This is a genomic window from Phycobacter sedimenti (assembly GCF_038148855.1).
Taxonomy (GTDB): domain Bacteria; phylum Pseudomonadota; class Alphaproteobacteria; order Rhodobacterales; family Rhodobacteraceae; genus Phycobacter; species Phycobacter sedimenti.
Genome location: NZ_JBBVGR010000004.1, coordinates 242,240 through 254,767, shown reverse-complemented (window position 1 = coordinate 254,767; position 12,528 = coordinate 242,240). Strand labels below are relative to the sequence as shown.

Genomic DNA, 12,528 nt, shown 5'->3' with positions numbered 1-12,528 from the left:
AAACCGGGGCCTTCGTTCGTCTTTGGGGGTATCAGTTGAAATTACGAGGCGGGGCCAAGGGTCTCGCAGGTCACATTCCGTGCGCTCAGGCGCTTGCAGGCCAGTTCGGCGGTTTCCTTGGTCATGCCAAGGAAGTTTGCCTCGAACCCTTGCTTGGACTTTGCGACCTTGCGCAAGGAACCGTTCAGGGTTTCCATCTCTGACAGCGCGGTGCGCAGGAGCACTTTTTCGGCCTCATAGCGGTTGGTGAAGCGACCGACATTGATCCCCCAATAGCGCCCGCCCGACGTGGAAAGACGCGTCACAACAACCGGCTCCGGCGCTGCCGCGGTGTCGGTCTGCGCCAACCGGCTGGGACGGGCCACGGGTCGCAGACCTTTGAAGAAGGTCCTCACGGTGGAAGGGACTGTTACGGACGGCGCGGAGGCGGGTACAACCTTTGCTTCTGCGATGGCCGTAGCAACGCTGGCTTGCAGCACCTCGGGATCGAGTTCGAGTCTCGGGGGCTGCGACGTCGCTGTGGCCTGAGCCACGGCTGCCTCGACGGCCGAAGCTTCGGCACTCACGCCGATGTCGGTTTGTACGTCGGCAACCAGGACAGGCGCGGTTTCACCCGAGGAAGGACGCAGGCGCGGACGCAGACTGGTCTTGACACTGCCGCTGACCCGCACGGTTTTCCCGGCCACGTCCGGGGCGGCGTTGCCGTCTGCCACGACGATGTTCTGATTGCCAACATAGGCCGGGACGGCCGGTTTGCGCAGTTTTGCCCGCGAAGGAGCTCGACGAAAGCCGAGATCCAGAAGCTCCGCCACCTTCGCATTGCGCGAGGTCGAGGATTTGCCGCCAAAGACGGTTGCAATGATCCGCTCATTGCCCCGTTGGGCCGATGCCACAAGGTTGAAGCCTGCGGCGCGGGTGTAGCCGGTCTTGATCCCATCGGCGCCCTTGTAAGCCGCCAGCAGGCGGCGATTGGTGTTGGGGACGGTGCGGATCCCTGCATCGGCAGACGTGCGCGAAAACAGGTTGTAGTATTCGGGGTAGTCATAAAGGATGTGCCGCCCGAGTGTGGTCATGTCACGGGCGGTGGACATATGCCCGCTTTCTGTCAGGCCATGCGCGTTCTTGAAGGTGGTGCGCGACATGCCAAGCGCCTTGGCGGTCCGTGTCATCCGGCGGGCGAAGGCGGCTTCGGATCCCGAAAGCGCTTCACCGATGGCAGTGGCGGCATCATTGGCCGATTTCACCGCGGCGGCGCGGATCAGATAGCGGAACGCAATGCGCTGGCCCGCCTTCAGGCCCAGTTTTGACGGAGGCTCAGCTGCGGCATTGCTGCTGATCCGAACCTTGGTGTCCAGGGTGATTTCACCGTTCCGGACTGCTTCGAAAGCGATATAGAGCGTCATCATCTTTGTCAGAGACGCCGGGTGCAACCGCGTGTCGGCGTTGCGGGAGTGCAGCACCTCGCCGGTGCGCGCATCCATGACCATCGCCGCATAGGGCGCGGCCGTCGCCTGCGGAGCTGCAAGACCAGCCAACGTGACCGAGAGAACCAAACCCAGTACCAAGGCCACCTGACGGGGCACGGCCCGCAGTGCAAAGGTCACAGGGTTACACCTGACCTGTTCGATATCTGCCATTTCTGCCTCTTGCCGCCGGTTTTCCGGCTGACGTTTTACTGCTTTAGCGAAATCGTAACATGGAAACGCGTTGAAAGAAACAGGCTGGATCCTTGGTTCAGGAGGAATTGCCAGCCAATTGCGCGACATCTTGTGGATCTTTTCCAGGTCGCCCCAAGATGCGCGTTTTGTTAAGAAAGTGTTGACGAAAAAAGTTGCATATCGGGGTGCGCGCGGTGTCGTCATCGCCTCATGGCGGGGCGGAGTGATGCGCAGTGGACACAAAAACCGCCCCCTGTCGGGGCGGGTGCTCAGACCTGGTCAACCGATGGTCGCAACCAGGACTTCCAACGCACCAAGATCCGGGATTTCTGCGTAGCGGGGGTGGCCTGACGGGGCTTCCGCATGTTCGACTTCCCAGACCAGCCCGTGCGGGACGTAGATGCCCCAGCCGCCGGCCTCGATCATGGGCACCACATCAGACCGCATCGAGTTGCCCACCATCATGCCCTTTGCGGCGCCGTCACCGTGACGGTCAAATATGTCGGCATAGATGGCGGGAGTTTTCTCCGATACGATCTCCACGCCGTCAAACATGTCGCCAAGTCCGGATTGGGCCAGTTTGCGCTCCTGGTCCAGAAGGTCGCCTTTGGTGACCAGAACAATGCGATAGCGGTCCGCCAGACGCTCAACGGCGGTGCGCGCATGAGGGAGCAGCTCGATCGGATAGGAGAGCATCATCTGCCCAGCCACGATCAACTCCTTGATGACGGTTGCGGGCACCTGCGAATCTGTTACCTCGATTGCCGTTTCGATCATCGACAGGGTGAAGCCTTTGACCCCATAGCCATAGCGGCCAAGGTTGCGTTTTTCGGCCTCCAGCAGCCGCGCGGCCAGCGTCTCGGCATCCATGTCCATTGGCGTATGATCCTGCAGCAATTCGGCAAACCGCTCTTGCGTGACGCGAAAGAACCGTTCGTTGTGCCAAAGCGTATCGTCCGCATCGAAACCGATTGTTGTCAATTTGCCCGTCATTGCGGCGATACACTCTCTTTTCCTGCGCGCTCAAAACGCTATATATGCGAGAATACCAATCCAAGCACGACCGGAAAACAGACGCTATGCCGCTTCAGCCAGTGATGATGACGGACAAATCGGACGACGAAACCGATCTTGGGGTCCTGACCAAGACACGGCCGAAAACCCAGCGCCCGCCGCGTTACAAGGTACTGCTGCTGAATGACGACTACACCCCGATGGAGTTCGTCGTCATGGTGCTTGAGCGGTTCTTTGGCATGACCCATGCGCAGGCCTTCGAGATCATGCTGACCGTGCACAAAAAGGGACTGGCCGTTGTCGGTGTCTTCAGTCACGAGATTGCCGAGACCAAGGTGGCCCAGGTGATGGATTTTGCCCGTCGGCATCAGCATCCGCTACAATGCACCATGGAAAAAGAAGACTGAAAGAGGTCCAGTGATGTCCCTACGCCTGTCGCTCGCGCTTGAGACGGGCGGCTTTGCGCTGCCCGCAGAAGGCCGTATCGCCGTTTTTCACCCGCGCAGCGATCATGACCTGACGCCGCTTCCAAAAGAGCGGCTGATTCTGATCCAGCCCATGTGCCCCGAGTATGACGCCTTCGCGGCGCAGGGGTACGATTGCCGCCCCGAACTGCCGACCGATATGGCCTTTGCCGCAGCGGTCGTGTTCCTGCCGCGGGCCAAGACGCAGGCGCGCATGACCGTGGCGCAGGCTGCGGCGGTGACGAAAGGCCCGGTTCTGGTGGATGGGGCCAAAACCGACGGAATCGATTCGATCTACAAGGCGCTGCGCAAGCTGGCCTCACCCTCTGCGCCGGTGTCCAAGGCCCATGGCAAGGTGTTCTGGTTTGATGGCGGAGGGGATGTTCTGGGCGACTGGCTGTCTGAGGCAAAGACGTCGGTTGAAGGGTTCGTGACCTCTCCTGGGGTGTTCTCTGCAGATGCTATCGACCCGGCTTCGCGCCTCTTGGCAGAAGCGCTGCCCGCCAAGCTGGGCCGCACTGTGGCGGATCTTGGGGCAGGCTGGGGGTATCTGTCCCGCCAGATCCTGACACATGACGAGGTCGAAGACCTGCATCTGGTTGAAGCCAACCACGATGCGCTGTCTTGTGCCCGCCAGAACATACAGGATCCGCGCGCCTCGTTTCACTGGGCGGATGTGCGGGGCTGGAAGGCACCTGTTGCGATGAACGCCGTGGTCATGAACCCTCCGTTTCACTCTGGCCGCAGCGCCGAGCCAGAGCTGGGGCAGGCCTTCATTGCTGCTGCAGCCGCGATGCTGACGGCCTCTGGCTCGCTCTGGATGGTGGCCAATCGGCATCTTCCCTATGAGGCGACTTTGGGCGAGCGTTTTGCCAGGGTCGACGAGGTTGCGGGCGACAATCGTTTCAAGGTCCTGCACGCAAGCCGTCCCAAAAGGCTGCGGCGATGACGACCCGCCAGAGTGCCGCATTGCCGGTTTTCAAACGAACTGCCCCGGTCTAGTCTCCGGTTCAGTCCGCGCAACCTTTTCCACAGGCCTGGAGTGCCCGCATGTCCTTCTCGATTTCCGGCAAGACCGCCATCGTGACCGGTGCCTCAAGCGGGATCGGCCTTGCCATCGGCAAGAAGTTTGCTGACGAAGGCGCGAACGTGATGTTTGCCGATACCAATGAGGCGGCCCTTCTGGCAGAGCTTGGCGAGCAGGCCGACGAAAGCAATATCCGTTTTTTTGCGGGTGATCTGCGCGAGCGGCTGACCATCGCAAACCTGCTGTCTGCCACGATCGATGCGTTCGAAAGGGTGGACATTCTGGTCAACGGTGCCCGCCAGGTGGTGCCAAGCGATCCGCTTGATCCCAAGGATGACTCGCTAGAATTGTTGCTGACCGAGAATCTGTTGCCGAACATGCGCCTGTCGCAGCAGGTGGCGCGGCGGATGATCAAGCAGGGCGAGGGGCGCGAGCCCGGTACGCCTCGGGGGGCAATCATCAACCTGTCCTCCATCGCGGCGCGGCGCACGCACCCGGCCCTGATGGCCTATTCGGTGGCTTCGGCGGCGCTCGATCAGCTGACGCGTTCGTTGTCGGTCTCTTATGCGCCCCACGGCATAAGGGTCAATTCCATCGCCTTCGGGTCGGTGATGAGCGCTTCTTTGCGTGATACCCTCAAGGACAACCGTGCTTACCGGCAGGATATCGAGAACCATACGCCACTGGGCCGGATTGCAGCGCCAACCGAACTGACGGAAACGGCACAGTATCTCGCTTCCGATGCGGCCGGGTTCATGACCGGGCAAATCCTGACCGTGGACGGCGGGCGCACCCTGCTGGATTCGGTCGCCGCGCCTGTCCACTGATCCGTTCCCCACTGACAAAGCCCCAATGAGATTTGACAATGACCTCTGAAATGATTGACCAAAAGGCCCGTGCCGCCGCCTGGTTTCGTACGTTGCGCGATGATATCGTTGCCGCCTTTGAGGCTCTTGAGGACAGTCATGAGACCGGCCCGTTTTCGGATCAGGCTCCGGGGCGGTTCGAGATCACTGAAACCAAGCGCACCTCGGATGACGGATCGGATGCCGGTGGCGGGCTGATGAGCGTGATGCGCGGTGGGCGCGTCTTTGAAAAGGTCGGCGTCAATATTTCCGAGGTCTACGGTACGCTTGGCGCGCGCGCTCAAAACGCAATGGCGGCCCGCAAAGGCATTCCCGGCATGAAAGAGGATCCGCGGTTCTGGGCCTCGGGGATCTCCCTCGTGGCGCATATGCAGAACCCGCATGTGCCGGCGGTCCACATGAACACCCGCATGTTCTGGACGCCGCACGCCTGGTGGTTCGGCGGCGGCTCTGACCTGAACCCGTGCATCGAATATGATGAGGACACCGCGCATTTTCATGCGCAGCAGAAACGGCACCTCGACCCGCATGGCGCCGATCTCTACCCGCGCCTCAAGGAATGGGCGGACGAGTATTTCTACATTCCCCATCGCCACCGTGCGCGCGGTGTCGGGGGGATCTTCATGGACGACCGCTGCACCGGAGATTGGGAGGCGGATTTTGCGCTGACGCAGGACATCGGTCGCGCCTTTCTGCCTGCCTATCTGCCCCTGGTGGAAAAGCGCCGGGTCCAGTCCTTTGATGACAAGGACAAGGAGGCGCAGCTGGTGCATCGGGGCCTTTATGCCGAGTACAACCTTGTCTATGACCGCGGCACCAAGTTTGGTCTGGAAACCGGCCATGATGCCAATGCGGTCCTGATGAGCCTGCCGCCCTTGGCGAAATGGGTCTGATCGAAAGAGAGGACTTTGGGTCCGTGACGCCTAGGCGCGGCGCCAGCCCGCTTCGGCGAGGGCCTGACCATAGCCGTGCGCAATGCGCATGCGCTCTCCCAGACCCTTATCGAGCAGAAGACCGTGCATGCGCCTCAGCTGCCAGCAGGGCACGTGCATGACCATGTGGTGCTCCAGATGGTAGTTGACCCAATAGGGCGCAACGAACAGGCGCGCAATCGGCCCTGCCCGTGTGGTGCGCACGTTCTGCAGCGGGTTCTCTGACTGCTCGGTCGCGCCATGTTCCGCGATGTTGCGCACACGCAGCACGAATTGGAACCATGTCAGATAGGGCAGAAGCCAGAAGGCCAGCCCCCACCACCAGTCCCCGATCAGGCTGAATAGCAACGCGATGCCAAGAAAGACCGGCAAGGCCCCCCACAGGCGCGGGGCCTTGAAACTTTGGGCGAAATCGGAGCTGGCCGCCTTGATCGCGTCGTCATCTCCGGCCAGTTGCAGCGACATCGCTATCTGACCCATCAGCTGTTTGAGCCCTGTCTGTCCGGTGAGATCGCGGGTGAACTTGCGCCGCAGGGAGGCGCGGGAGGTCGGAAACTTGGCCGAGAGCACAAGATCCGGGTCCCTGTCCGTCTGTGTGAACCGATGGTGCGTCAGGTGATAGTGCCGATAAGCGCCAAGATCGGCCAGAATGGGGCGCCCGCAAAGCCAATCCCCTGCCATCTCGTTCCAGCGGAGGGTCCTGAACAGGGCGTTATGCGCCGCCTCATGCATCAGGATCGCCAGCCCCAGCTGGCGTGAACCGATCACCATCACGGCCAGCACAAAGGTCAGTGGATTGGGCCAGAGCGCGAACAGCGCCAGCGCCAGTGCAATGGTGCCCCAGCAGTGCAGCAGCAGCCATAGACCCATGAGGTCCGACCGCGCGGCCAGGGGGCGGATTTCGCCCGAAGTGAGATAGGCCTTTCCTGGTGTCATGATCACAGTCCTCCCGCCCCGAAGTGTTCAGGGCAGGAGCAGTCCGGTCAAGAAGGGCGTGGCGTCAGGCGCGCCTAGCCGCGCCAGTCGAAGAAGCCTTCCCCGGCCTGCTCCAGCAGCTTGGCAGCCATCTCCCGGCCCAAATCCGGGCCGTCCTCTATGGCGCAGGTCTGGGCATCCTGCAGGGCCTCTGACCCATCGGGCCGCAGCACTTCGCCGCGCAGGCGCAGGGTGGTCCCGTCCAGTTCCGCAAGGCCCGCAATCGGCGTTTCGCACGACCCATCCAGCGCGGCCAGAAAGGCCCGTTCGGCGGCCAGGCGCTGGGCGGTTTCACGGTCATGGATGGCGGCCAGCATATCCGCGGCGCGGCTGTCACCGTCGCGCCGTTCGATCCCGATGGCGCCCTGGGCGACGGCGGGCAGCATGTCATCGGTGTCGATCCCACGCGCGGGAACATCGCTCATCCCCAGCCGGTTGAGGCCGGCCATGGCAAGGAAAGTGCAATCGGCCACACCGTCGGCCAGCTTTTTCAGCCTGGTCTGTACGTTGCCGCGAAACTCGACCACCTGCAGGTCCGGGCGACGGTTCAGCAGCTGTGCGCGGCGGCGCAGGGAGGAGGTGCCCACCACGGCCCCCGGCGCCAGCTCCTTGATTGACGACAGGCTGGGGGAGACAAAGGCATCGCGCACGTCCTCGCGCGGCAGGTAGCAATCCAGAACCAGACCTGCGGGCTGCGCCACCGGCATGTCCTTCATCGAATGGACGGCGATGTCGATCTCGCCCGTGAGCATCGCCTCTTCGATTTCCTTGGTGAACAGGCCCTTGTTGCCGATCTCCTTCAGAGGGCGGTCCGCCGCGATCAGCGCCTGATTGTCCCCGGTCGTCTTGATCACGACGATCTCAAACGCCTCCTGCGGCAAGTCGAATGCGGCAGACAGGCGATCGCGCGTTTCATGCGCCTGGGCGAGGGCCAGCGGCGATCCACGGGTGCCTATCTTCAGGGGCGAAGCGGGGGAGGGCAGGTTCTGTGTCATGTCAGAACCTTTATTCGCGACATTATGCCATGACAAGCATCCGCCCCACCGCCCTTGACAATTTGCCGCTCAGGCTAGACCTCAGTACCCAAGAGACAAGCGAGGGATCCCATGGCCGAACAGAAGAAACTGCTGCGCGCATTGGCAGGCGAAAAACAGCATGTGCCGCCGATCTGGATGATGCGCCAGGCGGGCCGCTACCTGCCTGAGTATCGCGCAACGCGGGCCGAGGCGGGGGATTTCCTGTCGCTGTGCTACAATTCGGAACTGGCCGCCGAGGTGACCTTGCAGCCGATCCGCCGCTACGGGTTCGACGCGGCGATCCTCTTTGCCGATATCTTGCTGGTGCCGCAGGCGCTGGGCGCCGATCTGTGGTTTGTCACCGGCGAGGGACCACGCCTGTCTACCATCACAACTGAAGCGGATTTTGCCAAGCTCGGTCCGTCCAGCGACATCCACGAGACGCTGAATCCGATCTATGAGACCCTGAAGATCCTGAAGCGGGAACTTCCCAGCGAAACAGCGCTCATTGGCTTTGCAGGGGCGCCCTGGACGGTTGCGACCTATATGATAGCCGGACGCGGCACGCCCGATCAGGGGCCAGCCCATGCGCTCAAGTCTGAAAACCGCGCTCTTTTCGAGGCGCTTCTGACCCGTATCACCGAGGCCACAATCGATTACCTGTCGAATCAGATCGAGGCAGGCGCCGAGGTCGTGAAGATCTTTGACAGCTGGGCCGGATCGCTCAAAGGCGATGATTTCCAGAAATACGCGCTGGAGCCCTGTCGCCAGATCACCGCGGCGCTGAAAGAGCGTCATCCCGGCATTCCCGTGATTGGCTTCCCGCGCGAGGCGGGCGATGGCTACATCGGCTTTGCCAAGGCGTCTGGTGTCGACTGCGTTGCCGTGGACAATTCGGTGACGCCTGAGTGGGTCGCGGAACATGTGCAGGTCGATGGCTGCGTGCAGGGCAACCTCGCCTCACGCCACATGGTGACCGGCGGTCAGGACCTGATCGACGAGACGCGCCACATCGTCAAAACCCTGCGCGGCGGGCCGCATATCTTCAACCTTGGCCATGGCATCACGCCCGATGCAAACCCCGACAACGTGCAGCTGATGATCGACACGGTCCGCGAGGGCTGAGGGCGCATCGCAAGGTTGAGGCGCGCCGCACCAATGGCGTGCCGCAGGCCGGTAACCGCTGGTGTTCAGACTGGCGCGCCTTGTGCAGCGCTGCGAAGTGGTGCATGAGCATCAGACCTGTGTCGCAAAGTGAGGCATGACGATGGACTACGGAAAACAAGGAACGCCGAAAATGGGCCGCAATGCACCACGCCACAGCGAACACAACGCCAAGGGCACCGAGAAGAACCCCTACAGCAAGCGCGAAACGAAAGCCGAATTGCTGGCGCGCATGAAGAAAGCCGCAGCCGCCAAGAAAGACGGCTAAGCGGCCTACTGCGTCAGGGTGCGGGCGATCAGTTCTTTCATGATTTCGTTCGACCCGCCGTAGATCTTTTGCACGCGGGCATCGGCGTACATATTGGCGATCGGGTACTCCAGCATGTAGCCGTATCCACCATGTAGCTGCAGGCATTCGTCCACCACATCGCATTGCATCTGGGTTACCCACCATTTCGCCATCGAGGCGGTGGCGGCGTCCAGCTCTCCGCGCAGGTGCTTGGCAACGCAGTCATCCAGAAACACGCGGGCGATATGGGCAATGGTCTTGGCCTCGGCCAGCTTGAAGCGGGTGTTCTGCATCTCGATCAGCGCCTGCCCGAAGGCACGCCGCTCTGAGGTATAGGCGACGGTATCTTCCAGCGCCTTTTCGATCACGGCGGCAGCTCCCAGTGCGATCACCAGCCGTTCCTGCGGCAGCGCCTTCATCAGCTGGTAAAACCCCTGTCCCTCGACGCCTCCAAGCAGGTTCTCGGGCGGCACGCGCACCTCGTCAAAGAACAGCTCGGATGTATCCTGGCTCTTGAGACCCAGTTTTTCGAGATTGCGACCCCGTGCAAAACCTTCGGCGCCCTCGGTTTCCACCACCAGAAGAGAGATCCCCTTGGCGCCCTGCGTGGTATCGGTCTTGCAGACCACGATGATCAGATCGGCCTGCTGACCATTGGTGATGAAGGTTTTGGAGCCGCTGAGCACATAGTCGTTGCCGTCCCGCAGGGCGTTTGTCTTGATGTTCTGCAGGTCCGACCCGGTGCCGGGTTCGGTCATGGCGATGGCGCAGACCATTTCGCCGCTGGCCATCTTGGGCAGCCAGCGCTGTTTCTGATCCTCGGTGCCATAATCGAGGATATAGCCTGCGCAGATCTGGCTGTGCACCGAGTTGCCAAAGCCGGAAAACCCGGCGGCGCGGAACTGTTCGGTGGTGATCACTGCCTCGTGGCGGAAATCGCCGCCCATGCCGCCGTATTCCTCGGGAACGCTTGCGCACAGGAGGCCGAATTCCCCGGCCTTGTTCCAGAACTCCCGGTCGATATGGCCCTGTTTCTGCCAGCGTTCCTCATGCGGGGTCATTTCGGCGGTGAAAAAGCTGCGGCAGCTGTCCTGCAGCATTACCAACTCGTCGGTCATCCACGGTGAAACATGCGCTGTCATGGGGTCAGTCCTTGTCACGGCCAAGTTCGGCCAGAATTTCTTTTGCGTGTTGCCCGCGAACGGGGCTTTCGGGCGGTGTCCAGTCTCCGGCTCCCGAAAAACGCGGGGCAGGGGCAGCCTGAAGCGCGCCGTGCGCATTGACCCAGGTGCCGCGGTTATTCATCGGGTGGCTCAAGGCTTCGCCGGGGCTGAGGACTGGGGCAACGCAGGCATCGGTGCCCTCAAAAATACCTGCCCAGTGATCGCGGGGCTGGCTGGCGAAGATCCCCGCCAGGCGCCCGGTCAGCGCGGGCCAAAGCGCTTTGTCAAACTGACGCTGGAACTCGGGCTCATTCGCAAGCCCCATCAGCGACAGGAACTGGGCATAGAATTTCGGCTCAAGACATTGCACCGAGACATAGCCACCATCGGCGCAGGCGTAGGTGCGGCTCCAGTGCGGGCCATCAAGCAGGTTCTGTCCGCGTGTGTCGCCAAAGTTCCCCGCCTGACGGATGCTCATCAACAGGTTCATCATATGAGCCGAGCCGTCATAGATCGCCGCATCCACCACACAGCCCTCGCCGCTGGTGCGGGCGCGCAGAATACCGGCCAGCATGCCCGCCACCAGATACATGGCGCCGCCGCCAATGTCGCCGACCAGCGTGGCGGGTGTCAGCGGCGCATCGCCGGGGTTCGACCCGTACCAAAGGGCGCCGGATAGCGAAATGTAGTTGAGATCATGCCCCGCCGCATGGGAGAGGGCGCTGTCCTGCCCCCAGCCGGTCATACGGCCAAAGACGAGGGCCAAATTCACGGCATGGCAGGCCTCGGGGCCGATGCCGAGCTTTTCCATCACGCCGGGGCGAAAGCCTTCGATCAGACCGTCGGCGGTTTCCACCAGCGCCATGAAGGTCTTGATGTCTTCGGGATCCTTCAGGTCCAGCTCGATCGAGCGTTTGCCCCTGTCCAGCACAGACCGTTCCGGCATGCCGGGAGTGACGCCGCCTCCCTTGCGGTGGACGCAGATCACATCAGCGCCCATGTCGGCCAGTGTCATTGCGGCAAAGGGGCCGGGGCCAAGGCCTTCGACCTCGATGATGCGTGTGCCTTCCAGCATGATGATGCCTCTCGTTTGGGTCGCCTGCCCCGGGGCAGGGGCAGGCCGTCTTGCGTCAGGTGCCGGAAAGGCCGCCGCCCACGATCAGGGTTTGGCCCGAGACGTAGTTGCTTTCGGGAATGCAGAAGAGATAGACGCCGCCGGCTGCCTCCTCGGGCGTGCCCGCGCGGCCAAGGGGGATCATCATCTCCATGCCCTGCACCAGTTTCCTGGGTATGCCGATGGCGACCTTGTTGCCCTCGACCTCGATCGATTTCTTCTCATCCGTGGCCTCGGTAAGGCGGGTGGAGATCATGCCAAAGGCCACGGCGTTCACGTTCACCTTGAAGCGACCCCATTCCTTGGCCATGGTCTTGGTCAGGCCAATGACGCCCGATTTGGCAGCGGAGTAGTTCGCCTGACCCGGATTGCCGCCAGTGCCCGAGATCGAGGAAATGTTCACGACCTTGCGGAAGACCTCGCGCCCTTCGGCGGCCTCCTGTGCGGCGGCTTGCGTGATAAAGGGGGAGGCCGCGCGCAGGATCTGAAACGGCGCCTTCAGGTGCACGTCGATCATGGCGTCGAACTGCTCATCGCTCATCTTGCCGATGAAGCTGTCCCAGGTGTAACCCGCATTGTTGACGATGATGTCGACGCCGCCGAACTTGTCGATCCCGGCCCCGATGAAATCATCGGCAAAGCCCGCTGCCGTGACCGAGCCAGGAATAGCCAGCGCCTTGCCGCCCATCGCCTCGATCTCGGCGACGACCGCGTTTGCCGGTTCCGCGTCCAGATCGTTCAGCACCACATTGGCGCCATCCGCCGCCAGTTTCAGCGCGATGGAGCGGCCGATGCCGCGCCCGGCGCCGGTGACATAGGCGGTCTTTCCTGCAAGTTTGCTCATTG

General features: G+C 62.1%; 13 protein-coding genes. 6 read left to right on the top strand and 7 right to left on the bottom strand.

Annotated features, from left to right (window positions below):
• Positions 1-41: 41 nt before the first annotated feature.
• Together AADA15_RS09205 and AADA15_RS09200 are read right to left on the bottom strand one after the other, a co-directional pair.
• Positions 42-1,637: a D-alanyl-D-alanine carboxypeptidase family protein gene (locus tag AADA15_RS09205; RefSeq protein WP_341641264.1), complete on the bottom strand. Its 1,596-nt coding sequence runs from the start codon at positions 1,635-1,637 to the stop codon at positions 42-44.
• A gap of 300 nt (positions 1,638-1,937) precedes the next feature.
• Complete coding sequence (locus tag AADA15_RS09200; protein ID WP_341641263.1) at positions 1,938-2,651, bottom strand: HAD family hydrolase; 714 nt, start codon at positions 2,649-2,651, stop codon at positions 1,938-1,940.
• Between the two features lie 86 nt (positions 2,652-2,737).
• Between AADA15_RS09200 and clpS the strand changes: the two genes are divergently transcribed.
• The 4 genes from clpS to hemF all read left to right on the top strand — a co-directional run bounded on the left by clpS (position 2,738) and on the right by hemF (position 5,922).
• Positions 2,738-3,079: an ATP-dependent Clp protease adapter ClpS gene (gene clpS / locus AADA15_RS09195; protein WP_341641262.1), complete on the top strand. Its 342-nt coding sequence runs from the start codon at positions 2,738-2,740 to the stop codon at positions 3,077-3,079.
• A 13-nt stretch (positions 3,080-3,092) separates the two neighbouring features.
• A complete protein-coding gene (locus AADA15_RS09190) occupies positions 3,093-4,085 on the top strand; it encodes a class I SAM-dependent methyltransferase (protein ID WP_341641261.1) in 993 nt (330 codons plus the stop codon).
• 101 nt (positions 4,086-4,186) lie between these two features.
• Complete coding sequence (locus tag AADA15_RS09185) at positions 4,187-4,990, top strand: SDR family NAD(P)-dependent oxidoreductase (protein WP_341641260.1); 804 nt, start codon at positions 4,187-4,189, stop codon at positions 4,988-4,990.
• A gap of 38 nt (positions 4,991-5,028) precedes the next feature.
• Positions 5,029-5,922 (top strand): oxygen-dependent coproporphyrinogen oxidase, encoded by an 894-nt coding sequence (hemF, locus tag AADA15_RS09180; protein WP_341641259.1) that lies wholly within the window; start codon positions 5,029-5,031, stop codon positions 5,920-5,922.
• A gap of 30 nt (positions 5,923-5,952) precedes the next feature.
• Here hemF and AADA15_RS09175 read toward each other — a convergent pair whose 3' ends face one another.
• Together AADA15_RS09175 and hemC are read right to left on the bottom strand one after the other, a co-directional pair.
• Positions 5,953-6,897: a fatty acid desaturase family protein gene (locus AADA15_RS09175; RefSeq protein WP_341641258.1), complete on the bottom strand. Its 945-nt coding sequence runs from the start codon at positions 6,895-6,897 to the stop codon at positions 5,953-5,955.
• Positions 6,898-6,971: 74 nt separating this feature from the next.
• Positions 6,972-7,931: a hydroxymethylbilane synthase gene (hemC, locus tag AADA15_RS09170; protein WP_341641257.1), complete on the bottom strand. Its 960-nt coding sequence runs from the start codon at positions 7,929-7,931 to the stop codon at positions 6,972-6,974.
• Between the two features lie 111 nt (positions 7,932-8,042).
• On the opposite strand from hemC, the gene hemE reads away from it, so the two are divergent.
• Both hemE and AADA15_RS09160 read left to right on the top strand, forming a co-directional pair.
• Positions 8,043-9,077: a uroporphyrinogen decarboxylase gene (hemE, locus tag AADA15_RS09165; RefSeq protein WP_341641256.1), complete on the top strand. Its 1,035-nt coding sequence runs from the start codon at positions 8,043-8,045 to the stop codon at positions 9,075-9,077.
• A gap of 136 nt (positions 9,078-9,213) precedes the next feature.
• Positions 9,214-9,384, top strand: a complete 171-nt coding sequence (locus AADA15_RS09160) for a hypothetical protein (RefSeq protein ID WP_341641381.1) — start codon at positions 9,214-9,216, stop codon at positions 9,382-9,384.
• A 5-nt stretch (positions 9,385-9,389) separates the two neighbouring features.
• Here AADA15_RS09160 and AADA15_RS09155 read toward each other — a convergent pair whose 3' ends face one another.
• From AADA15_RS09155 to AADA15_RS09145, 3 genes are read right to left on the bottom strand one after another with little or no spacing between them, the layout of a single operon-like run.
• Positions 9,390-10,547 carry an acyl-CoA dehydrogenase family protein gene (locus tag AADA15_RS09155; RefSeq protein ID WP_341641255.1) on the bottom strand — a complete coding sequence of 386 codons (1,158 nt, stop codon included), beginning with the start codon at positions 10,545-10,547 and terminating at the stop codon, positions 9,390-9,392.
• A 4-nt stretch (positions 10,548-10,551) separates the two neighbouring features.
• The gene (locus tag AADA15_RS09150; protein ID WP_341641254.1) at positions 10,552-11,643 is read right to left on the bottom strand and encodes a CaiB/BaiF CoA transferase family protein; all 1,092 of its coding nucleotides are present in this window, start codon (positions 11,641-11,643) and stop codon (positions 10,552-10,554) included.
• Between the two features lie 55 nt (positions 11,644-11,698).
• A complete protein-coding gene (locus AADA15_RS09145) occupies positions 11,699-12,526 on the bottom strand; it encodes an SDR family NAD(P)-dependent oxidoreductase (protein ID WP_341641253.1) in 828 nt (275 codons plus the stop codon).
• Positions 12,527-12,528: the final 2 nt, after the last annotated feature.

Excerpts from the sequence above, each read along its gene's own strand:
- AADA15_RS09205 (WP_341641264.1), bottom strand. The coding sequence starts at position 1,637 with ATGGCAGATATCGAACAGGTCAGGTGTAACCCTGTGACCTTTGCACTG.
- AADA15_RS09200 (WP_341641263.1), bottom strand. The coding sequence starts at position 2,651 with ATGACGGGCAAATTGACAACAATCGGTTTCGATGCGGACGATACGCTT.
- clpS (WP_341641262.1), top strand. The coding sequence starts at position 2,738 with ATGCCGCTTCAGCCAGTGATGATGACGGACAAATCGGACGACGAAACC.
- AADA15_RS09190 (WP_341641261.1), top strand. The coding sequence starts at position 3,093 with ATGTCCCTACGCCTGTCGCTCGCGCTTGAGACGGGCGGCTTTGCGCTG.
- AADA15_RS09185 (WP_341641260.1), top strand. The coding sequence starts at position 4,187 with ATGTCCTTCTCGATTTCCGGCAAGACCGCCATCGTGACCGGTGCCTCA.
- hemF (WP_341641259.1), top strand. The coding sequence starts at position 5,029 with ATGACCTCTGAAATGATTGACCAAAAGGCCCGTGCCGCCGCCTGGTTT.
- AADA15_RS09175 (WP_341641258.1), bottom strand. The coding sequence starts at position 6,897 with ATGACACCAGGAAAGGCCTATCTCACTTCGGGCGAAATCCGCCCCCTG.
- hemC (WP_341641257.1), bottom strand. The coding sequence starts at position 7,931 with ATGACACAGAACCTGCCCTCCCCCGCTTCGCCCCTGAAGATAGGCACC.
- hemE (WP_341641256.1), top strand. The coding sequence starts at position 8,043 with ATGGCCGAACAGAAGAAACTGCTGCGCGCATTGGCAGGCGAAAAACAG.
- AADA15_RS09160 (WP_341641381.1), top strand. The coding sequence starts at position 9,214 with ATGACGATGGACTACGGAAAACAAGGAACGCCGAAAATGGGCCGCAAT.
- AADA15_RS09155 (WP_341641255.1), bottom strand. The coding sequence starts at position 10,547 with ATGACAGCGCATGTTTCACCGTGGATGACCGACGAGTTGGTAATGCTG.
- AADA15_RS09150 (WP_341641254.1), bottom strand. The coding sequence starts at position 11,643 with ATGCTGGAAGGCACACGCATCATCGAGGTCGAAGGCCTTGGCCCCGGC.
- AADA15_RS09145 (WP_341641253.1), bottom strand. The coding sequence starts at position 12,526 with ATGAGCAAACTTGCAGGAAAGACCGCCTATGTCACCGGCGCCGGGCGC.